The organism is Nocardioides hungaricus (assembly GCF_054782915.1).
Genome location: NZ_BAAGRO010000006.1, coordinates 1 through 21,231 on the forward strand (window position 1 = coordinate 1; position 21,231 = coordinate 21,231).

21 protein-coding genes and 1 tRNA gene are annotated in these 21,231 nt (G+C 71.9%); 21 read left to right on the top strand and 1 reads right to left on the bottom strand.

Annotated elements, in window-relative coordinates; all coding sequences use genetic code 11:
- Positions 1-71: 71 nt before the first annotated feature.
- Positions 72-144, bottom strand: a tRNA-Arg gene (locus ACYVKX_RS02800).
- Between the two features lie 127 nt (positions 145-271).
- On the opposite strand from ACYVKX_RS02800, the gene argS reads away from it, so the two are divergent.
- From argS to ACYVKX_RS02905, 21 genes are all read left to right on the top strand, one after another.
- On the top strand, positions 272-1,942 hold the full coding sequence (argS, locus tag ACYVKX_RS02805) for an arginine--tRNA ligase (RefSeq protein ID WP_460829028.1): 1,671 nt from the start codon (positions 272-274) through the stop codon (positions 1,940-1,942).
- Between the two features lie 10 nt (positions 1,943-1,952).
- Complete coding sequence (lysA, locus tag ACYVKX_RS02810) at positions 1,953-3,368, top strand: diaminopimelate decarboxylase (protein WP_460829029.1); 1,416 nt, start codon at positions 1,953-1,955, stop codon at positions 3,366-3,368.
- Positions 3,368-4,696 (top strand): homoserine dehydrogenase, encoded by a 1,329-nt coding sequence (locus ACYVKX_RS02815; protein WP_460829030.1) that lies wholly within the window; start codon positions 3,368-3,370, stop codon positions 4,694-4,696. Before lysA ends, ACYVKX_RS02815 begins: the two co-directional genes overlap by 1 nt.
- The gene (gene thrC, locus ACYVKX_RS02820) at positions 4,693-5,775 is read left to right on the top strand and encodes a threonine synthase (RefSeq protein WP_460829031.1); all 1,083 of its coding nucleotides are present in this window, start codon (positions 4,693-4,695) and stop codon (positions 5,773-5,775) included. Before ACYVKX_RS02815 ends, thrC begins: the two co-directional genes overlap by 4 nt.
- Before the next feature lie 7 nt (positions 5,776-5,782).
- Positions 5,783-6,679 carry a homoserine kinase gene (gene thrB / locus ACYVKX_RS02825; protein WP_460829032.1) on the top strand — a complete coding sequence of 299 codons (897 nt, stop codon included), beginning with the start codon at positions 5,783-5,785 and terminating at the stop codon, positions 6,677-6,679.
- 199 nt (positions 6,680-6,878) lie between these two features.
- Positions 6,879-8,558, top strand: coding sequence for a transcription termination factor Rho (gene rho, locus ACYVKX_RS02830; protein WP_460829033.1), 1,680 nt, complete (start codon positions 6,879-6,881; stop codon positions 8,556-8,558).
- A 170-nt stretch (positions 8,559-8,728) separates the two neighbouring features.
- A complete protein-coding gene (locus ACYVKX_RS02835; RefSeq protein ID WP_460829034.1) occupies positions 8,729-9,100 on the top strand; it encodes a response regulator transcription factor in 372 nt (123 codons plus the stop codon).
- Positions 9,101-9,203: 103 nt separating this feature from the next.
- Positions 9,204-10,826 (top strand): sensor histidine kinase, encoded by a 1,623-nt coding sequence (locus ACYVKX_RS02840; protein WP_460829035.1) that lies wholly within the window; start codon positions 9,204-9,206, stop codon positions 10,824-10,826.
- A gap of 194 nt (positions 10,827-11,020) precedes the next feature.
- The gene (gene rpmE, locus ACYVKX_RS02845; RefSeq protein WP_460829036.1) at positions 11,021-11,245 is read left to right on the top strand and encodes a 50S ribosomal protein L31; all 225 of its coding nucleotides are present in this window, start codon (positions 11,021-11,023) and stop codon (positions 11,243-11,245) included.
- A gap of 82 nt (positions 11,246-11,327) precedes the next feature.
- Positions 11,328-12,422, top strand: a complete 1,095-nt coding sequence (prfA, locus tag ACYVKX_RS02850) for a peptide chain release factor 1 (protein ID WP_460829037.1) — start codon at positions 11,328-11,330, stop codon at positions 12,420-12,422.
- Entirely contained in the window at positions 12,419-13,270 is an 852-nt protein-coding gene (prmC, locus tag ACYVKX_RS02855; protein ID WP_460829038.1) for a peptide chain release factor N(5)-glutamine methyltransferase, read from the top strand. Before prfA ends, prmC begins: the two co-directional genes overlap by 4 nt.
- Positions 13,267-13,944: an L-threonylcarbamoyladenylate synthase gene (locus ACYVKX_RS02860; RefSeq protein ID WP_460829039.1), complete on the top strand. Its 678-nt coding sequence runs from the start codon at positions 13,267-13,269 to the stop codon at positions 13,942-13,944. Before prmC ends, ACYVKX_RS02860 begins: the two co-directional genes overlap by 4 nt.
- Positions 13,945-13,948: 4 nt before the next feature.
- Entirely contained in the window at positions 13,949-15,100 is a 1,152-nt protein-coding gene (locus ACYVKX_RS02865; RefSeq protein ID WP_460829040.1) for a glycosyltransferase family 4 protein, read from the top strand.
- 134 nt (positions 15,101-15,234) lie between these two features.
- Positions 15,235-15,717 (top strand): hypothetical protein, encoded by a 483-nt coding sequence (locus ACYVKX_RS02870; protein ID WP_460829041.1) that lies wholly within the window; start codon positions 15,235-15,237, stop codon positions 15,715-15,717.
- Positions 15,718-15,747: 30 nt separating this feature from the next.
- The gene (locus tag ACYVKX_RS02875) at positions 15,748-16,002 is read left to right on the top strand and encodes an AtpZ/AtpI family protein (protein ID WP_460829042.1); all 255 of its coding nucleotides are present in this window, start codon (positions 15,748-15,750) and stop codon (positions 16,000-16,002) included.
- A gap of 30 nt (positions 16,003-16,032) precedes the next feature.
- Positions 16,033-16,863 carry a F0F1 ATP synthase subunit A gene (atpB, locus tag ACYVKX_RS02880; RefSeq protein WP_460829043.1) on the top strand — a complete coding sequence of 277 codons (831 nt, stop codon included), beginning with the start codon at positions 16,033-16,035 and terminating at the stop codon, positions 16,861-16,863.
- A gap of 95 nt (positions 16,864-16,958) precedes the next feature.
- A complete protein-coding gene (gene atpE, locus ACYVKX_RS02885; protein WP_460829044.1) occupies positions 16,959-17,150 on the top strand; it encodes an ATP synthase F0 subunit C in 192 nt (63 codons plus the stop codon).
- Positions 17,151-17,192: 42 nt separating this feature from the next.
- Entirely contained in the window at positions 17,193-17,768 is a 576-nt protein-coding gene (locus ACYVKX_RS02890) for a F0F1 ATP synthase subunit B (RefSeq protein ID WP_460829045.1), read from the top strand.
- Positions 17,768-18,595, top strand: a complete 828-nt coding sequence (locus ACYVKX_RS02895; RefSeq protein WP_460829047.1) for a F0F1 ATP synthase subunit delta — start codon at positions 17,768-17,770, stop codon at positions 18,593-18,595. The genes ACYVKX_RS02890 and ACYVKX_RS02895 overlap by 1 nt, the downstream gene beginning before the upstream one ends.
- An 82-nt stretch (positions 18,596-18,677) precedes the next feature.
- A complete protein-coding gene (gene atpA / locus ACYVKX_RS02900; protein ID WP_460829048.1) occupies positions 18,678-20,321 on the top strand; it encodes a F0F1 ATP synthase subunit alpha in 1,644 nt (547 codons plus the stop codon).
- Between the two features lie 6 nt (positions 20,322-20,327).
- On the top strand, positions 20,328-21,230 hold the full coding sequence (locus ACYVKX_RS02905) for a F0F1 ATP synthase subunit gamma (RefSeq protein ID WP_460829050.1): 903 nt from the start codon (positions 20,328-20,330) through the stop codon (positions 21,228-21,230).
- The last annotated feature ends 1 nt before the right edge of the window (position 21,231 follow it).

Consider the following 21,231-nt stretch of genomic DNA (forward strand, 5'->3'; position numbering starts at 1 on the left):
TGAAACCAAAGAGGTCCGAACCCACACCTCATGGGTTCGGACCTCCGGGATGTCCTGAGACATCACAAGGGCGCCTCCGGCAGGATTCGAACCTGCGGCACCTGGTACCGGAAACCAGTGCTCTATCCCCTGAGCTACGGAGGCATCGCCCCGCCGTGACGGGGCTGCGCAGAACCCTACAGCCGACCCGCGAGGACCGTGCAATCGGCTGGGGCGTCCCATCGGGGATATCGGTGCGACCGACCGTGAGAGCCGCCGATACCCTGGGCCGGTGACTCCCGAGCAGCTCTCCACCGCGATCGTCGACGTCCTGACGACCCTGTCCGGCGAGGGTGCGATCACCCTGCCGGACGGCGTCCCGGCGAGCGTGACGGTGGAGCGCCCGCGATCCAAGGAGCACGGCGACTACGCGACCAACGTGGCGCTCCAGCTGGGCAAGAAGGCCGGCCTGAACCCGCGGACCTTCGCCGAGCTCGTCCGGGCGAGCCTGCTGCAGGCCGACGGCGTCGAGGCCGTCGACATCGCCGGGCCGGGCTTCCTCAACATCTCGGTGTCCGCCGGCGCTCAGGGCGTCGTGGCGGCGCAGGTGGTCGCGGCGGGCGCGGCGTACGGCGCCAACGACTCCTTCGCCGGCGAGAAGGTCGACCTGGAGTTCGTGTCGGCCAACCCCACCGGGCCGCTCCACCTCGGCGGCACCCGCTGGGCAGCGGTCGGCGACGCGCTGGGCCGGATCTTCGAGATGTCCGGCGCGGACGTCACCCGCGAGTACTACTTCAACGACCACGGCGCCCAGATCGATCGCTTCAGCGGCTCGTTGGTGGCGGCGGCCAAGGGCGAGCCGGCGCCCGAGGACGGCTACGGCGGGCAGTACATCCACGACATCGCCGCGGCGGTCCTGGCCGAGCACCCCGACGCCCTCGAGGCAGCCGATCCCCAGGAGGTCTTCCGGGCCGCGGGCGTCGAGATGATGTTCGCCCAGATCAAGCAGGATCTGCACGAGTTCGGCGTGGACTTCGACGTCTACTTCCACGAGGACGACCTGCACCGGAGCGGCGCCGTGCAGCGTGCGGTCGACCGGCTCACCGAGCTCGGCAACACCTACGAGAAGGACGGCGCGCTCTGGCTCGCCACCGAGAAGTTCGGTGACGACAAGGACCGGGTGATCATCAAGTCCGACGGCCACGGCGCCTACCTGTCCGGCGACCTCGCCTACTACCTCGACAAGCGCGAGCGCGGCTTCGACCGCTGCTTCATCATGCTGGGCGCGGACCACCACGGCTACGTCGGCCGGATGATGGCGATGTGCGCTGCGTTCGGCGACCAGCCGCACGTGAACCTCGAGATCCTCATCGGCCAGATGGTCAACCTGCTCAGCGACGGCGCTCCGCTGCGGATGTCGAAGCGGGCCGGGACCGTCGTCACCATGGAGGACCTGGTCGAGGCGATCGGCGTGGATGCGAGCCGGTACGCCCTGGCCCGCTACTCCACCGACGTGAACATCGACATCGACCTCGAGCTGTGGGCCAAGGCGACCAACGACAACCCGGTCTTCTACGTGCAGTACGCCCACGCCCGCACCTGCCGGATGGTCGAGAACGCCGCCGACCTCGGCATGGCGCTCGCCGACGCGGTCGCGGCCTTCGACCCGGCGCTGCTCTCCCACGAGCGGGAGGGAGATCTGCTGCGGGCGCTGGCGGAGTTCCCGCGCGTCGTCATCGCGGCTGCCGAGCTCCGGGCGCCGCACCGGGTCGCGCGCTACCTGGAGGATCTCGCCGCGGTGTTCAACAAGTGGTACGACACCCGCGAGTGCCGGATGCTCCCGCAGGGCGACGAGCCGGTCGCGCCGATCAACCAGGCCCGGCTGGTGTTGACGGTCGCGGCGCGCACCGTGCTCGCCAACGGCCTCGGCCTGCTCGGCGTCTCCGCCCCGGAGCGGATGTGAACCTCACCCCATGACCCACGAGGCCGGCTGGGCGCACGCGCCCGGCGCGCTGCGCGGCCCGTCGTGGCTGCGCCAGCCGAGCGATCCCAACGCCCTCGTCCCCCAGCTGTGGTCGCAGACCGCGCACAAGGTCGCCGGCGAGCTGCACGTCGGCGGGCTGGCGGTCCCCGAGCTGGTCGCGAACGTCAACACGCCGGCGTACGTCCTCGACGAGGCCGACTTCCGGGCTCGGGCCCGTGCGTTCCGCGAGGCGTTCTCGGCGTACGACGTCTTCTACGCCGGCAAGGCGTTCCTCTGCACGGCGGTCGCGCAGTGGGTGCAGGAGGAGGGGCTCAGCCTCGACGTCTGCTCCGGCGGCGAGCTCACGGTGGCGCTGCGTGCCGGCTTCGACCCGGCGCGGATCGGCTACCACGGCAACAACAAGTCGCCGATGGCGCTGCGCCGCGCGGTCGCCGCCGGGGTCGGGCGGATCATCGTCGACTCCTTCGACGAGATCGAGCGGCTGGAGTCGATCGCGGCGGAGGGGGTCTCGACGGGCTCGACCACCGGGACGGCGCGGGTGATGGTGCGGGTCACCGCGGGCGTGGAGGCGCACACGCACGAGTACATCGCGACCGCGCACGAGGACCAGAAGTTCGGCTTCTCGATCACCTCGGGCGACGCGTTCGAGGCGGTCCGCCGGCTCCAGGAGGCGCCCGGCATCGAGCTGCTCGGCCTGCACTCCCACATCGGCAGCCAGATCTTCGACTCCTCCGGGTTCGAGGTGGCCGCCCGCCGGGTGCTCGCGCTCCAGGCGCGGGTCTCCGACGAGCTCGGCGTGACGCTGCCGGAGCTGGACCTCGGCGGCGGCTTCGGCATCGCCTACACGACCCAGGACGACCCGTCCGACCCGGCGCAGCTCGCGACCGAGATGAGCAAGATCGTCGAGCACGAGTGCCGCGCGCTCGGCATCCCCGAGCCGCGGCTGTCGATCGAGCCCGGCCGCGCGATCGTCGGCCCGGCGATGTGCACGGTCTACACCGTCGGCACCGTGAAGGAGGTGCGGCTCGACGGCGGCGCCGTGCGCACCTACGTGAGCGTCGACGGCGGCATGAGCGACAACATCCGCACCGCGCTGTACGACGCCGACTACTCCTGCACGCTCGCCAACCGCGCCTCCGACGCGGCGCCGGTGCTCTCGCGCGTGGTCGGCTCGCACTGCGAGGCCGGCGACATCGTCGTGAAGGACGAGTTCCTCCCCGGCGATGTGGCTCCGGGCGACCTCGTCGCGGTCCCCGGCACCGGCGCGTACTGCCGCTCGATGGCCTCCAACTACAACCACTTCCTCCGTCCGCCGGTGGTCGCGGTGCGGGACGGGGTCGCGCGGGTCGTCGTACGCCGCGAGACTGAGGACGACCTGCTGGCTACGGACATGGGTGATCGGTGATGGTGTCTCGACAGGCTCGACAACCGGGTGTCGCGCTCAAGGTGGCAGTGCTGGGCTGCGGCTCGGTGGGCTCCCAGGTGGTGCGGCTGCTCGGCGAGCAGGCCGGCGACCTCGCCGCGCGCGTCGGCGCCCCGATCGAGCTGGTGGGCGTCGCCGTACGCCGCCTCGACGCCGCCCGCGAGGTGGAGGTGCCCGAGGGGCTGCTGACCACGGACGCGACGGGCCTCGTCGCCCGCGAGGACGTCGACCTCGTGGTGGAGGTGATCGGCGGCATCGAGCCGGCCCGCTCGCTGATCCTGGCCGCCCTCGAGAGCGGCGCCTCGGTCGTCACGGCCAACAAGGCGCTGCTCGCCGAGGACGGCCCGACGCTGTTCGAGGCTGCCGCGAAGGCCGGCCGCGACCTCTACTACGAGGCCGCCGTCGCCGGCGCGATCCCGATCCTGCGCCCGCTGCGCGAGTCGCTCGCCGGCGACCGGGTCACCCGGGTGCTCGGCATCGTCAACGGCACCACGAACTTCATCCTCGACAAGATGGACACCACCGGCGCCGGGTTCACCGAGGCGCTGGAGGAGGCCCAGGACCTCGGGTACGCCGAGGCCGACCCGACCGCCGACGTCGAGGGCTTCGACGCCGCCGCGAAGGCCGCGATCCTGGCCTCGCTCGCCTTCCACTCGCGGGTGACCGCCGCCGACGTCTACCGCGAGGGCATCACCGAGGTCACCGCCGCCGACGTGCAGTCGGCCGTGGAGATGGACAGCGTCGTGAAGCTGCTCGCGATCGCGGAGCTCAGAGCCGGATCGGGGGGAAACGACAGCGTCGCCGTGCGCGTGCACCCCGCGATGATCCCGCGGTCGCACCCGCTGGCGTCGGTGCGCGAGGCGTTCAACGCCGTCTTCGTCGAGTCCGAGGCCGCCGGGCAGCTGATGTTCTACGGCCCCGGCGCGGGTGGCGCCCCGACGGCGTCCGCGGTCCTCGGCGACCTGGTGACGGTCGCCCGCAACCGGCTCGCGGGCACCCGCGGCGCCGGCGAGTCGGCGTACGCCGACCGCGCGGTGCTGCCGATGGGGGAGACCGTCACCCGCTACCACGTGGCGATCGACGTCGACGACCGCGCGGGCGTGCTCGCCGCGGTCGCGACCGCGTTCGCCGAGCACGGCGTCTCGATCCAGACCGTCCGGCAGGAGGGCCGCGACGACGACGCGCAGCTCGTCGTCGTCTCGCACGAGGCGACCGACGCGCAGCTCAGCGCGACCGTCGAGCACCTGCGCGGCATGGACATCGTCCGCGAGGTCACCTCGGTGATGCGCGTCGAAGGAGCGTCCGAGTGAGCCGGACCCGCCAGTGGCGGGGCGTCATCGAGGAGTACCGCGACCTGCTGGAGATCCCCGAGGGCACGGCCGCCGTCACCCTGCGCGAGGGCGGCACCCCGCTGGTGTTCTCGGAGTGGCTCTCCGGCCGCACCGGCGCCGAGGTCTGGCTCAAGGTCGAGGGCGACAACCCGACCGGCTCGTTCAAGGACCGCGGCATGACCGCGGCCATCTCGGTCGCCAGGCACGACGGCGCCGAGGCGGTCGTCTGCGCGTCGACCGGCAACACGTCCGCGTCGATGGCGGCGTACGCCGCCAAGGCCGGCCTCAAGCCGCTGGTGCTGGTGCCCGAGGGCAAGATCGCGGCCGGCAAGATGGCGCAGGCGATCCTGCACGGCGCCCAGGTGATCATGGTGCGCGGCAACTTCGACGACTGCCTGGCGATGGCCAAGGGGCTGGCCTGGGACTACCCGGTGGCGCTGGTGAACTCGGTGAACCCGGTCCGGCTCGAGGGCCAGAAGACCGCCGCCTTCGAGATCGTCGACTTCCTCGGCGACGCCCCCGACTTCCACCTGCTGCCGGTCGGCAACGCCGGCAACATCTCGGCCTACTGGCTCGGCTACACGCAGTACGCCGACGCCGGCGTCGCCACCAGGAAGCCGGTGATGCGCGGCTTCCAGGCCGAGGGCGCGGCGCCGCTGGTGACCGGCGAGCCGTTCCCCGACCCGGAGACCCGCGCGACCGCGATCCGGATCGGCAACCCCGCCTCGTGGAAGCTCGCCGAGGCGGCCCGCGACGAGTCCGGAGGCCGGTTCGCCTCGGTCAGCGACGGGCAGATCCTGGCCGCGCAGCGCGAGCTCGCCTCCCGCGACGGAGTCTTCGTCGAGCCGGCCTCCGCCGCCGGCATCGCGGGTCTGCTCCAGGAGCTGGCCGGCGGCGAGTCCTACCGCGGCTCGACGGTCGCGATCACCGTGACCGGCCACGGGCTCAAGGACACCGCCACCGCGCTCGAGGGCTTCGCCGAGAGCGGTGGCAGCATCGTCGACACTGTCGTGGACGCCGACGTCGCCGCCGCGGCGGCCGCCGCCGGGCTGGCGTGAGCGCCGCATGAGCAGGTTCGTCGAGGGCCCGGTCCGCGTCTCGGTACCGGCCACGTCGGCCAACCTCGGCCCCGGGTTCGACTCGCTCGGCCTGGCGCTCTCGCTGCGTGACGAGCTCGCCGCTGAGGTCACCGGCGCCGGGCTCGAGGTGGTCGTCCGGGGCACCGGCGCGGGCGCCGTACCTCTCGACGAGTCGCACCTGGTGGTCCGCTCGATGCGAGCCGCCTTCGACCTCGCCGGGGTGCAGCCGCCCGGGCTGCGCCTGGTCTGCCGCAACCTGGTCCCGCACGCCCGCGGCCTGGGCTCCTCCTCGGCCGCGATCGTCGGCGGCGTCGTGCTGGCCCGCGGCCTGGTTGCCGGCGGGACGCTGCTGGTCGACGACGACGCGCTGTTCCGCCTCGCCGCCGAGATCGAGGGCCACCCCGACAACGTGGGGGCGGCGTTCCACGGCGGCCTGGTGATCTCGGGGCGCGAGGACGGGTTCTACGCCGTGCCCTCGCCGGTCGACCCGCGGATCGAGACGGTGGTCTTCGTGCCGCCGAACCCGGTCTCCACCGAGGTCGCCCGCGGGCTGCTGCCCGCCGAGGTCCCGCACGCCGACGCGGCCGCCGACGCCGGGCGTACGGCGCTGCTCGTGGCCGCCCTCGCCGGGCAGCCCGAGCACCTGCTGCCCGGCACCCGCGACTACCTGCATCAGGAGTACCGCCGTCCGGCGATGCCCGAGTCGCTCGCGCTCGTCGACGCGCTCCGGGCCGACGGCGTCGCCGCGATCGTGTCCGGCGCCGGCCCGACGGTGCTGGCGTTCACCGACGCCTCGTCGGCGTCCGGCCTGCGCGACCGCTGTCCGCCCGGGTGGGCGGCGCAGCACCTCGCCGTCGATCGCGACGGCGCGCGGATCCGGTAGCGATCGCGTGTCCCGGCGGGGACGGGTGTATCGTGGGCGCGCGCCCGAGATCCTCGGTGCGCCTCCTCCCTCGCTCAGGTGCGACTGCTGTCGCGCACCCGTGGCTGCCCTTCTGAACGGGTCGTCCCGGTGGGCGGGGAGCTGACCATGGAGCCGCCGGCCCGAGGCCGGTTCGGCTGAGTACGTGGGAAGGACTCACGTGACGGAAACCATCGGATCCACCACCGGCGACGCCGACGCTCCCCAGGAGAGGCCCGCGAAGAGGCGCGGTGGCGGACTCAACTCCATGCTCCTCGCGGAGCTCAAGTCGATGGCCGCCGGCCTGGGGATCCCGGGTGCGGGATCGATGAGGAAGGCCCAGCTGGTCGAGGCGATCAAGGCCCGCCAGTCGGGCGGCGACAAGCCCGCCGAGCCCGCCGGGAAGGGGCCCGCCGAGAAGAGGCCCGCGCGGGAGCCCCAGCAGCGCGAGGACGAGCCCGAGCGCCAGCAGGCGAGGCCGAAGCAGGACAAGCAGCCCCAGCAGGACGAGCAACAGGGCAGGCAGCCCCAGCAGGACAAGCAGCCGGACAAGCAGCCGGACAAGCAGCCGAGCCAGCAGCAGGACGACGGCCAGGAGGGCGACGCCGGCAGCCGCCGCAATCGCCGCCGCCGGGGCCGTGACCGCACGACCGGCGGGGGCGAGCAGCGTCCACGCGGTGGCCGCAACGAGCCGGACACCACGATCCTCGACGACGACGTCCTCGTGCCGGCGGCGGGCATCCTCGACGTGCTCGACAACTACGCGTTCGTGCGCACCAGCGGCTACCTGCCCGGCTCCGAGGACGTCTACGTCTCGCTGTCGATGGTCCGCAGGTACCGCCTGCGCCGCGGCGACGCGATCGTCGGCCAGGTGCGCCAGCCCCGCGATGGCGAGCGCAAGGAGAAGTTCAACCCGCTGGTCCGCATCGACAGCGTCAACGGCGCCGACCCGGAGGTGGCCAAGTCGCGGGTGGACTTCTCCAAGCTGGTCCCGCTCTACCCCGCGGAGCGGCTCCGCCTCGAGACCGGCCCGGACAACCTGATCGGCCGGGTCGTCGACATCGCCGCCCCGATCGGCAAGGGCCAGCGCGGCCTGATCGTCTCGCCCGCGAAGGCCGGCAAGACGATGATCCTGCAGTCGATCGCGAACTCGATCACGACCAACAACCCCGAGGTCCACCTCATGGTGGTGCTGGTCGACGAGCGGCCCGAGGAGGTCACCGACTTCCAGCGCTCGGTGAAGGGCGAGGTCATCTCCTCGACGTTCGACCGCCCGGCCAGCGACCACACGATGGTCGCCGAGCTCGCCATCGAGCGGGCGAAGCGGCTGGTGGAGCTCGGCCACGACGTCGTCGTACTCCTCGACGGCATCACCCGCCTCGGCCGCGCGTACAACCTCGCGACTCCGGCGAGCGGCCGGATCCTGTCCGGCGGCGTCGACTCCGCGGCGCTGTACCCGCCGAAGCGGTTCTTCGGCGCGGCCCGCAACATCGAGAACGGCGGCTCGCTGACCATCCTCGCCACGGCCCTCATCGAGAGCGGCTCGAAGATGGACGAGGTGATCTTCGAGGAGTTCAAGGGCACCGGGAACATGGAGATCCGGCTGCGCCGGGACTTCGCGGACAAGCGGCTGTTCCCGGCGATCGACGCCGTGCAGTCCGGCACCCGACGCGAGGAGCTGCTGATGAGCCAGGAGGAGCTCCAGATCGTCTGGAAGCTCCGCCGGGTGCTGTCGTCGCTGGACGGCCAGCAGGCGCTGGAGCTGCTGCTCGAGCGCCTGAAGAAGTCCTCGACGAACATCGAGTTCCTCATGCAGGTGCAGAAGACGACACCGACGCCGAGCACCAGCCGGGAGGAGTAGGAGGTCCCGCCAGTAGGTGATCGCCTGCTGCGCGCCCTACCGGCGGAACCTCTCAATCTCCGGACGAAGTACGACGGGAAGGGCCGCACCGGCCGGTGCGACCCTTCCGCCTCGCGGGGCGACGGATCGGGGTTACGCTGCGAGTCGCAACATCGATGAAGGGGGACAGCGTGGCGCGGATCCTGGTCGCGGACGACGACGTCGACATCCGCGAGCTCGTGGAGTTCAAGCTCTCGACGCTCGGGCACGACGTGGTGGCGGTGTCCGACGGGGCGGCGGCGATCGACGCGTGCCAGGCCGAGCGCCCGGACCTGGCCGTCCTCGACGTGATGATGCCGGGTGTGTCCGGGCTGGACGCGATCCGGGCGATCCGCGCCGACCCCGCCCTCGCCGATCTGCCGGTCATCCTGCTGACCGCCCGGGCGCAGGAGTCCGACGTCGAGACCGGCTTCGACTCCGGTGCCGACGACTACATCACCAAGCCGTTCAGCCCTCGCGAGCTGGCCTCGCGCGTGCAGGCGCTGCTCACCCGCTCGAGCTGACCCGCCCGGCTGACCCGCTCAGCTGAGCCATTCCCGAGATTCCGGGCCACCTCCGGCGGTACCCTGCCGCGAGGGGGTTGGGCCGCTGAGGGGGGTTGGCGTCATGAATGGAGGGCGTCCGGTCGCACGGCTGGTCTCGCCGGTCATCGTGCGTCTCGGGGCGATGGTGGCCGCGATGGCGGCGATCGCGGTGATCGGCGTGGTCGTGTCGACCATGGCCGTCACCTACCTGACCCGTGAGCTCCAGCCGGCCGCAGCGGCCAACCAGAACGTCTACCAGGACCTCACCGACATGTCGGCCGCCGTCGCGGCGTGGAGCGGCAGCGGCCAGAGGCCCGCACAGGACGACTACGAGCAGGCGCTCACCCGGCTGCCCGCCGACCAGACCGAGGTGCGCCAGTTCGCCCAGGGCGACAACGAGCTCGAGCTGCTCGTCGTCCGCCAGGAGCGGGTCGCCCGCGAGTGGATCGAGGGCTACGCCCAGCGGCTGATGGACGCCGAGGGCGGTACGCCGGCCACGGCCCAACAGGCCCGTGCGGGCAGCCAGCTCTTCGACGGCGTCCGCAGCGCGCACCAGGCGACCACCGCGGCGTTCGACAGCCGGGTGCGCCAGGCGAGCACCGACGCGTCGTTCCGCCTCAAGGGCACCATCCTCGCCGTCATGCTGCTCGCCGGCGTCAGCTGGTACGTCGTCTCCCGCTCGCGCCGCCGGCTGACCGCCGAGCTGACCGAGCCGCTGCTGGCGCTGGAGCAGGTCGTCTCGCGGATGGCCAAGCGCGACCACGAGGTGCGCGCGCAGCTCTCCGGGCCGAAGGAGGTCCGGGCGGTCGCGGCCTCGCTCAACGAGTTCGCCGACGGCCAGGCCCGCGCCCGCGCGGTCGAGGGCCGGATCCAGAGCGAACTGCGCAGCCTCGACACCGCCCGCGACGACTTCGTCTCGAACGTCTCCCACGAGCTGCGCACGCCGCTCACCACGATCGCCGGCTACCTCGAGATGGTCGCCGAGGAGTTCGAGGACGCGATGCAGCCCCGGCACGAGCGGATGCTCGAGGCCACCCGCCGCAACGTCACCCGGCTCAAGCAGCTCATCGACGACCTGCTCGCGCTGTCGAAGGCCGAGGGCCGCAGCAGCGACATGGGGCCGATCGACCTGGCCCTGCTGGTCCGCGAGGTCGTCACCGACGTCCGGATCACGGCCGCCCGCCGGGGCATCCACGTCCGCGTGGACACCCCGGACGACGTCGTACCCGTGATCGCGGACCGCGCCATGCTCCACCGGGCGTTCCTGAACCTGGTCACCAACGCGGTGAAGTTCAGCCGCGACGACGGTGCGGTGGACGTGATCGTCACCGGCTCCGGCGGCACCGTCGAGGTCGAGGTGACCGACCGGGGGATCGGCATCCCTGTCGGCGAGATCGACCGGCTCGGCACCCGCTTCTTCCGGGCGTCGAACGCGGTCTTCAACGAGATCGCCGGCACCGGCCTGGGCCTGCGGATCATGCAGACGATCATCGACCGGCACGAGGGCGACGTCGTCATCGAGTCGGTCGAGGGCGAGGGCACCACCGTCCGGGTCCGCCTCACCCTGCACCCCGACGCCCTGCCCGCCCCGCTCCCGCACGAGCTGGTCGCCGCCGAGGAGGCCGCCGCCGCGCTCGGCGAGGCCGACGCCGAGCTCGACCCGTCCGTGCCGCGGATCGTGCCGGCGTTCCCACGTCGCATGTAACGCCGGGTTATCCCTTGTCCCCACGGTGTTGCAACACCGTGGGGACAAGCAGTAACCCGGCGTTACAGCTGGCGGACGCACCGGGAACAACGCCGATTACCTCGGCGTTCGACCCCGTGACACAATCGTGTGCTGGCTCCGGTTCACGCCGACTCGTCAGGGACGAGGCGACCCGGCGCCGATGAGAGGACACCATGAAGAAGGACATCCACCCGGAGTACGTCGAGACCCAGGTGACCTGCACCTGCGGCGCGTCGTTCACCACCCGCAGCACCGCGACCTCCGGCACCATCCACGCCGACGTCTGCTCGCAGTGCCACCCGTTCTACACCGGCAAGCAGAAGATCCTCGACACCGGCGGCCGCGTGGCCCGGTTCCAGGCCCGCTACGCCAAGAAGGCCGCTGACGCCAAGAAGTAGCTCCCTTCGAGCGCCGGCTCCTGCCCCTCGGGCGGGGCCGGCGCTCGTCGTCTCTCCAGCCGTCGGCACGCAGGGAGGTCCGATGTTCGAAGCCGTCGAGGGCATGCTCGCCGAGCACGCCGAGCTCGAGCAGCGCCTCGCCGCGCCCGAGACGCACGCCGACGCGCGCCTGGCCAAGCGGCTCAACCAGCGCTACGCCGCCCTCTCGTCGATCATCGGCGCCTGGCGCGCCTGGCAGCGGCTGGACGACGACCTCGAGGCCGCCCAGGAGCTGGCCGCCGAGGACACCGAGGACTCCGCGTTCGCCGAGGAGGCCGAGGCGCTGACCGCCCGCCGCCACGAGGCCGAGGAGCGGCTGCGCCGGCTGCTGGTCCCGCGCGACCCGGCCGACGACAAGGACGCCATCCTCGAGGTGAAGTCCGGCGAGGGCGGCGAGGAGTCGGCGCTGTTCGCCGGCGACCTGCTGCGCATGTACACCCGCTACGCCGAGGCGCGCGGCTGGAGGGTCGAGGTCCTCGACGCGGCCGAGTCCGACCTCGGCGGCTACAAGTCGGTCACCGTGGCGGTCAAGGCCAAGGGGGCTGGTCATTCGGGAGGGGCCGAGCCCGGCGAGGCGCCGTACGCCCTGCTCAAGTTCGAGGGCGGCGTGCACCGCGTGCAGCGGGTGCCCGTCACCGAGTCGCAGGGCCGCGTGCACACCAGTGCGGCCGGCGTGCTCGTGCTGCCCGAGGCCGAGCAGGTCGACGTGCAGATCGACGAGAACGACCTGCGCATCGACGTCTTCCGCTCCAGCGGCCCCGGCGGCCAGAGCGTGAACACCACCGACTCCGCCGTGCGGATCACCCACCTGCCGACCGGCATCGTCGTGAGCTGCCAGAACGAGAAGTCCCAGCTGCAGAACAAGGAGCAGGCGCTGCGCATCCTCCGCTCGCGGCTGCTCCAGGCCGCGCAGGACGCCGCCGCCGCCGAGGCCGGCGCGGCCCGACGCAGCCAGGTGCGCACCGTGGACCGCTCCGAGCGGATCCGCACCTACAACTTCCCGGAGAACCGGATCTCCGACCACCGCACCGGCTACAAGGCCTACAACCTCGACCAGGTGCTCGACGGCGACCTCCAGCCGGTCCTCGACTCCTGCGTCGACGCCGACCTGGCCGCCCGGCTCGAGACGCTCGAGTGACCTCGCGCCGGTCGCTCCTCTTCGAGGCGGTCGCCCGGCTGCGCGGGGCCGGCGTCGCGAGCCCCGAGCACGACGCGGCCGAGCTGCTCGCCCACGTCCTCGGCACCACCCGGGCCGGCCTGGCCCTCGTCGACGACGTCGGCCCCGCCGCCGCGGAGCGGTACGCCGCCCTGCTGGATCGGCGTGAGGACCGCGAGCCGCTGCAGCACCTGACGGGCGTGGCGTGGTTCCGCCACGTCGAGCTCGCCGTCGGCCCCGGGGTCTTCGTGCCGCGGCCCGAGACCGAGCTGCTCGCCGGCTGGGCGATCGAGCACCTGGTCTCGACCGGCTCGACCGACGGGGGAGTCGTGGCCGACCTGTGCACCGGGTCCGGCGCGATCGCGAAGGCGGTCAAGGACGAGGTCCCGGGGGCCGAGGTGCACGCGGTCGAGCTGAGCGAGGAGGCCCTCGCCTGGGCCGCGCGCAACCTGGCCGGCACCGGCGTCGACCTGCGCCGGGGCGACCTCGCGACGGCGCTCGACGACCTCGCCGGCGCCGTGGACGTGATCACGTGCAACCCGCCGTACGTCCCCCTCGAGGCGTGGGAGTCGGTCGCGCCCGAGGCCCGCGACCACGACCCCCACCTGGCGCTGTTCTCCGGCGCCGACGGCCTCGACGCGATCCGGGTGCTGGCCGACCGCGCGGCGGCGCTGCTGCGGCCCGGGGGCGTGGTCGGCTGCGAGCACGCCGACGTGCAGGGCGAGTCCGCGCCCGCGGTGTTCGCGGCGACCGGCCGGTGGGCCGACGTACGGGACCATCGCGACCTGGCAGGTCGGCCGCGCTTCACGACCGCTCGACTGGCACGATGACGTCTGTGACGAGCGACCGCTACCCGACCGGCACCGACGAGGAGCGCGAGGAGGCCGTCGAGGCCGCCACGCTGGCCGTGCAGCGCGGCGAGCTCGTCGTGCTGCCGACCGACACCGTCTACGGCGTCGGCGCCGACGCCTTCGACCCGGCCGCCGTCCGCGCGCTGCTCGTCGCCAAGGGCCGCGGCCGCGAGATGCCGCCGCCGGTGCTGGTGAGCTCCGCGACCACGCTCGACGCGCTGGCGACCCGGGTCCCGGGCTACGCCCGAGCGCTGGTCGAGGAGTTCTGGCCCGGTCCGCTGACCCTGGTCTGCCACCAGCAGACCTCGCTCCAGTGGGACCTCGGCGATACTCGCGGCACGGTCGCCGTCCGGATGCCCGACCACGAGGTCGCCCGCGAGATCCTGGAGCGCACCGGCCCGCTCGCGGTCAGCTCCGCCAACAAGACCGGCCTGCCGGCCGCCACCGACGCCGACCAGGCCGAGCAGATGCTCGGCGAGGACGTCGCCGTGATCGTCGACGCCGGCCCCGTGGACGGGCCGGGGGGAGAGGCGTCGACGATCGTCGACTGCACCGGCAGCCAGGGCCGGGTGCTGCGCCGCGGCGCCCTCTCGCTCGAGCAGCTCAACGCCGTCCTCGAACCCCTCGGCGCCACCCTCACCGACGAAGGCTGAGGCGTTGCGCGAGTACCTCCTCGTCTTCCTCGTCTCCGCGGCGGCGACCTACCTCCTGACGGTGATCGCGCGGGAGATCGCGCTGCGCACCGGGGCGGTCGCGAAGGTCCGCGACCGCGACGTGCACGCGGTGCCGATCCCCTACCTCGGCGGCCTGGCGATGCTCGGCGGGTTGGTGACGGCCTACGTCGTCGCCCGCCAGCTGCCGTTCCTCTCGACCAGTCAGCAGTTCGTGTTCCGCGACGCCGGCATCGTGCTGATCGCCGGGGCGCTGATCTGCGCGGTCGGGGTGCTCGACGACCTGTTCGAGCTGGACGCGCTCACCAAGCTCGGCGGGCAGGTGCTCGCCGCCGCCTTCCTCATCGCGTTCGACATCCAGTACTACTTCGTTCCGCTGGCCGACACGACCCAGTTCTCCATCGACCCGGCCCAACGGGCGCTGCTCACGGGCTTCGTGGTCGTGGCGACCGTGAACGCGGTCAACTTCGTCGACGGCCTCGATGGCCTGGCCGCGGGCGTGGTCGGCATGGGCGCCGCCGCGTTCTTCCTCTACTGCTACCAGCTCTCGAGCTCCAACAACCTCTCGCTCGCGACCACCGGCGCGCTGCTGAGCGCCGCGCTGGCCGGCGCGTGCGCCGGCTTCCTGCCGCACAACTTCCACCAGGCCCGGCTGTTCATGGGGGACAGCGGGTCGATGCTCATCGGCCTGGTGCTCTCGGCCAGCGCGGTGACGCTCACCGGCCAGTTCTCGGCCGGCCAGATCACTGCCGGCGCCGCCGGGTCGCAGGCCAGCCTGCTGCCGACGCTGCTGCCGCTGCTGCTGCCGATCTCGATCCTCATCGTCCCGATGCTCGACCTGGTCCTCGCCGTCGTACGACGGACCTGGGGCGGCCGGTCCCCGTTCGCGCCCGACAAGCAGCACCTGCACCACCGGCTGCTCGAGATCGGGCACTCCCACCGCCGCGCGGTGCTGATCATGTGGATGTGGGCCGCCCTGGTCGCCTTCGGCACCGTGCTGATCAGCCTCCACAGCGACGACACGTGGATGTGGGTGTCGCTGTCCGCGATGGCTCTGCTGACCGTCACGACGACGTTCCTGCTGCCCCGGCTGCACCGGCCCGGCGCCCCCGCCGGCGGGCCGACCTCCGGTCCCTGAGCTGCCGGTCGACCTGGACAGGTGGCGTTGGATCGTTCCGTTTTCCGCCCGCCCGGACCTTGTGCTAGTTTTCACAAGCGCTCCCGAACCCGTTCGGGGCCCTGCACCGATCACCAGTAGAAACGGCCGCCGCCATGACGACCGAGACCGCCAGAGCACCCCGGGACCCGGGGACCCGCGCGCTGGTCCGCGCGGCGCTGGTCTCGGCGGCGGTCGGCCTGATGCTCACCCTCGTCGCCGCTCTCGGGCGCGGCTCCGCGGCCGCCTGGGGCGCCCTCGTCGGCACGCTGCTCGTCGTGGCCGTCTTCGCCTTCGGCTCGTTCTCGGTGAACCTCGTCGCGACCGTCCTCCCCTCCGCCGCCCTGCTCGTGGCGCTGCTGACCTACACGCTCCAGGTCGTCGTCATGGGCCTGGTCTTCGTCGGCCTGTCCGGCTCCGGGCTGCTCGACGGCGACCTCGACCGGCGCTGGCTGGCCGGCAGCGTGATCGCCGGGACCGTCGCCTGGCTCGCGGTCCAGATCGGCGTCGCCACGACGCGCCGGATCCCGGCGTACGACCTGCCCGAGCGCGACCTCGCCAGGCTCGGCATCCGCCGAGGGGAGGGGAGTGCGAGATGATCGGCCGCGGCTGCTATCGTCCGGGTCGCCATGAGTCAGCAGGATCCGCCGACTGCTCCTCAGGACGACCGCCCCCGGGGGGATCCGTGGCACGCGTTCGGGTACGTCGTGTCGGGGGTCGCCTGCTACGGCTTCCTGGGGTGGCTGCTGGACCGCTGGCTGGGCACCGGCTTCCTGGTTGCGGTCGGCATCCTCGCCGGAGCCGGACTCGGCATCTACCTCACGTTCGTCCGGTTCAACCGGGCGCAGCCCGACCAGAGCCCCACCACACCGGACCAGAAGTGAACCCGAAGTGCCTGAAGTGAAGGAGAGCCCGTGACCAACGCAGCCTGGGTGGTGCGCGCGGAGGGCGGCGGCTTCACGCCGCCCGGTCCCGCGGACTTCAACCTGCCCGCGATCGGTGGCGGCGGCAGCTCGTACTCCTTCTTCAGCCAGGAGTTCGTCGCCGGCGTCACCAAGCCGATGCTCCAGCTGGTGCTGGCCGCGGTCCTGGTCTTCGGCGTCTTCTACCTGGCCTCGCGCCGCCGCGCGATGGTCCCCGGCAGGCTCCAGTTCGCCGGTGAGGGCGCCTACGGCTTCATCCGCAACTCGATCGGCCGCGAGATCCTCGGCAGCCACGACTTCGCGCGGTTCGTGCCGTACCTGTTCACGCTGTTCTTCTTCCTGCTGCTGAACAACGCCTTCGCGAGCATCCCGTTCGTGCAGTTCCCGACGTTCTCCCGTGCCGGCGCGGTCTACGGCCTGGCCATCATGAGCTGGGTCGTCTACAACGCGGTCGGCATCCGCAAGCACGGCTTCGTCGGCTACCTCAAGCTGCAGACGGTGCCGGCCGGCATCGGCGGCCCGATGCTGCTGCTGCTCGTGCCGCTGGAGTTCATGTCGAACATCCTGGTCCGCCCGGTCACGCTGGCGCTGCGTCTGTTCTGCAACATGTTCGCCGGCCACCTGCTGCTGCTGCTCTTCGCCCTCGGCGGCGAGTACCTCATCGTCGAGATGGGCGGTGCGTACGCCGGCGTCGGCGTGCTCGCCTGGGTCCTCTTCGTCGCCGTCGCCCTCCTCGAGGTCCTGATCCAGTTCCTCCAGGCCTACGTGTTCGTCCTCCTCAACGCCATGTACATCCAGGGCGCGATCGCGGACGAGCACTGACCGCCCCAGCATCACCACGCCCGGCACCACCCCAGATCTCCGCTCAACTCAAGTAGTTACAACCGAAAGGGAAAGTCGTGGAACTCACTGGCTCCATGAACATGATCGGCTACGGCCTGGCTGCCATCGGCCCCGGCGTCGGCATCGGTCTGATCTTCGCCGCCTACATCAGCGGCGTCGCCCGGCAGCCGGAGGCGCAGAGCCGCCTGCAGTCGATCGCGATCCTCGGCTTCGCGCTCGCCGAGGCGCTCGCGATCATCGGTATCGCGCTCGCCTTCGTCCTCTGACCGGTCCGACCCAGCGTTCGTAGGACTCCGGAAGGACCTGCCATGCAAGCATTCATCGCCGAGCCGCTGGTGCGGGCCGAGGCCGGCGCGCCGAACCCGCTCGTCCCGGCTCCGGTGGAGATCGTCCTCTCCCTGATCGTCTTCGGACTGCTGTTCCTCGCCGTCAAGAAGTTCGTCGTCCCGAACTTCGAGACCACCTTCGAGGAGCGGACCCGGGCGATCGAGGGCGGACTCGCCGCGGCCGAGACCAAGCAGGCCGAGGCCGACGCCAAGCTCGCCGAGCTCGAGCAGCAGCTCGCCGACGCCCGCCACGAGGCCGCGCGCATCCGCGAGGAGGCGCGTGAGCAGGGGGCGCAGATCATCGCCGAGATGCGCGACCAGGCCCAGGCCGACGCCGCGCGGATCGTCGAGACCGGCAAGGCGCAGATCGAGGCCGAGCGGCAGCAGGCGGTCACCTCCCTGCGTGCCGAGGTCGGCGCGCTGGCCACCGGCCTGGCCGGCCGGATCGTCGGGGAGAGCCTCGAGGACGACGACCGCTCGGCGCGCGTCGTCGAGCGGTTCCTCGCCGACCTCGAGACGATCTCGGCCGCCGAGGCCGCGGGCACCGGGGCGAGCTGATGGTCCAGCAGCTGAGCTCGCTGCGCGGCTCCTCCGCGGAGGCGCTGCAGGTCCTCGGCGACCGCGTCGACACCGACAGCCGCACGCTGGAGGGGTTCGCGACGCTCGGCCAGGACCTGTTCCGCCTGGCCGACCTGCTCCGCACCCAGCCCGCCCTGCGCCGGGCCGTCACCGACGTCTCGACGCCGGCGGAGGCCAAGGCGGCACTGGTGCGCGACCTGCTCGGCGGCAAGGTCGACGGCGCGGCCCTCGACGTACTCGCCGAGGCCGCCGGGCTGCGGTGGGTCGCCGCCCGCGACCTCGCCGACGCGCTCGAGCACCTCGGCGTCGTCGCCGTGGTCCGGTCCGCGGGCCGACGCGAGTCGGCGCGGCTGTCCGACGAGCTGTTCGTCGTCGGCCAGGTCGTGGAGGAGAACGCCGACCTCCGGATCGCGCTGTCCGACCCGGTCCGCTCCGCCGAGGACAAGCGCGCGATGCTGCGCGGCCTCCTCGACGGCCGGGCCCTCCCGGCGGCGGTGGCCCTCGTCGAGCAGGCCCTGGCCGGCTCGTTCCGCTCGTTCCACGCGGCCATCACCCAGTACCAGAAGGTCGCCGCGGCCACCCAGGGCGAGAACGTCGCCCTGGTCCGGACCGCCCGATCGCTCAGCGACACCGAGCGCAGCCGGCTCGAGCAGGCGCTCAGCGCCCAGTACGACCGGCCGGTGCACCTCAACATCGAGGTCGACCCGGCCCTGCTCGGCGGCATGCGCATCGAGATCGACGACGACGTGATCGACGGGACCGTCGCCGCTCGCCTCGACGACGCCCGACGCAGGCTGGCCGGCTGACCGCGGTCTCGACAAGCTCGACCACCGAACGAGCTCGACCACCGACGAAGACTTCAGAAGACACAAGAGAGTAGGGACAACGATGACGGAGCTTTCGATCCGTCCGGAGGAGATCCGCGACGCGCTGCAGAAGTTCGTGTCGGAGTACCAGCCCGATGCGGCCAGCAAGGAGGAGGTCGGCACCGTCGCCCAGGCGGGCGACGGCATCGCCCGCGTGAGCGGCCTCCCGTCGGCGATGGCCAACGAGCTGCTGGAGTTCGAGGACGGCACCATGGGCCTCGCGCTCAACCTCGACACCCGCGAGATCGGCGTCGTCGTCCTCGGCGACTTCGAGGGCATCGAGGAGGGTCAGACCGTCCGGCGTACCGGCGAGGTCCTCTCGGTCCCCGTCGGCGACAACTTCCTCGGTCGCGTGGTCGACCCGCTGGGCAAGCCGATCGACGGCCTCGGCGAGATCGAGGCGGAGACCCGCCGCGCACTCGAACTGCAGGCGCCGACGGTGATGCAGCGCAAGTCGGTGCACGAGCCGATGGCGACCGGCATCAAGGCGATCGACGCGATGACCCCGATCGGCCGGGGCCAGCGCCAGCTGATCATCGGCGACCGCGCGACCGGCAAGACCACGATCGCGATCGACACGATCATCAACCAGAGGCAGAACTGGGAGTCGGGCGACCCGACCAAGCAGGTGCGCTGCATCTACGTCGCCATCGGCCAGAAGGGCTCGACCATCGCCTCCGTGCGGGGCGCCCTGGAGGAGGCCGGCGCGCTGGAGTACACCACCATCGTCGCCTCGCCGGCCTCGGACAGCGCGGGCTTCAAGTACCTCGCGCCCTACACCGGCTCGGCCATCGGCCAGCAGTGGATGTACGACGGCAAGCACGTCCTCATCGTCTTCGACGACCTGACCAAGCAGGCCGAGGCCTACCGCGCCGTGTCGCTGTTGCTGCGCCGCCCACCGGGCCGCGAGGCCTACCCGGGCGACGTCTTCTACCTGCACAGCCGGCTCCTGGAGCGCTGCGCCAAGCTCTCCGACGACCTGGGCGCCGGCTCGATGACCGGCCTGCCGATCATCGAGACCAAGGCCAACGACGTCTCGGCCTACATCCCGACCAACGTCATCTCGATCACCGACGGCCAGATCTTCCTCCAGTCCGACCTGTTCGCGGCCAACCAGCGCCCGGCGATCGACGTCGGCGTCTCGGTGTCCCGGGTGGGTGGCTCGGCGATGACCAAGGCGATGAAGGCCGTCACCGGCTCACTCAAGGTCGACCTCGCGCAGTTCCGCGCGATGGAGGCGTTCGCGATGTTCGCCTCCGACCTCGACGCGGCCTCCCGCCAGCAGCTCGACCGCGGTCAGCGGCTGATGGCACTGCTCAAGCAGCCGGCCTACTCGCCGTACCCGGTCGAGGAGATGACCGTCTCGCTGTGGCTGGGCACCACCGGCCGCCTCGACCGGGTCCCGACCGACGACGTGCTCCGCTTCGAGCGCGAGTTCCTCGACTTCCTGCGCCGCTCGCACGACGGCATCCTCAGCACGATCCGCGAGACGCTGAAGTTCGAGGACGACACCTCGACCTCGCTCGAGGACGCCTACGACTCCTTCCTCGACCAGTTCGAGACCTCCGAGGGCGGCTCGATCAAGGTGGGCCACGAGCCCGAGGCCGAGGCGCTGGCCGACGAGGACGTCGAGCAGGAGCAGATCGTCAAGCAGAAGCGCGGGTGATCACCGATGGCCGTATCGCTGCGTGAGTACCGCGCGCGGATCAAGTCGACGGAGTCGATGAAGAAGATCACGCGCGCCATGGAGCTCATCGCTGCGTCTCGCATCATCAAGGCGCAGCAGCGGGCCCAGTCGGCCGCGCCGTACGCGCGCGAGCTGACCCGGGCGGTGTCCGCGGTGGCGACGTACTCCAACGTCGACCACCCGCTCACCACCGAGCCGGAGGACCCGAAGCGGGCCGCCGTGCTCATCGTCACGAGCGACCGCGGTCTGGCCGGGGCCTACTCCTCGAGCGTGCTCAAGGAGGCCGAGCGGCTCGCCGAGAAGCTCCGCGACGAGGGCAAGCAGATCGACACCTACCTCTGCGGCCGCAAGGGCGAGGCGTACTACAAGTTCCGCAACCGCCCGATCGTGCAGTCGTGGACCGGCTTCTCGGACCAGCCGTCCTTCGAGGCGGCCCGCGAGATCGGCGAGACGCTGATCGGCGCCTTCCTCGACGAGGAGGGCGTGGACGAGGTGCACGTCGTCTACACCCGGTTCCGCTCGATGCTCACCCAGGAGCCGACCGCGGTGCGGCTGCTGCCGCTCGAGGTCGTCGAGGGGGAGTCCCGCCCGGACGCGTCCGAGGTGCTGCCGCTCTACGAGTTCGAGCCCTCGGCCGAGGCGGTGCTGGACAGCCTGCTGCCGCAGTACGTCCAGAGCCGGATCTTCTTCGCGCTGCTCCAGGCGGCCGCCTCCGAGCTGGCCGCGCGCCAGAAGGCGATGAAGTCGGCCACGGACAACGCGGACGAGCTCATCAAGAAGTACACGCGAATCGCCAACCAGGCCCGCCAGGCCGGCATTACCCAGGAAATCAGCGAGATCGTCGGAGGCGTGAATGCGCTCGCCGACGCCCAAGCCGGGAGTGAGTGAA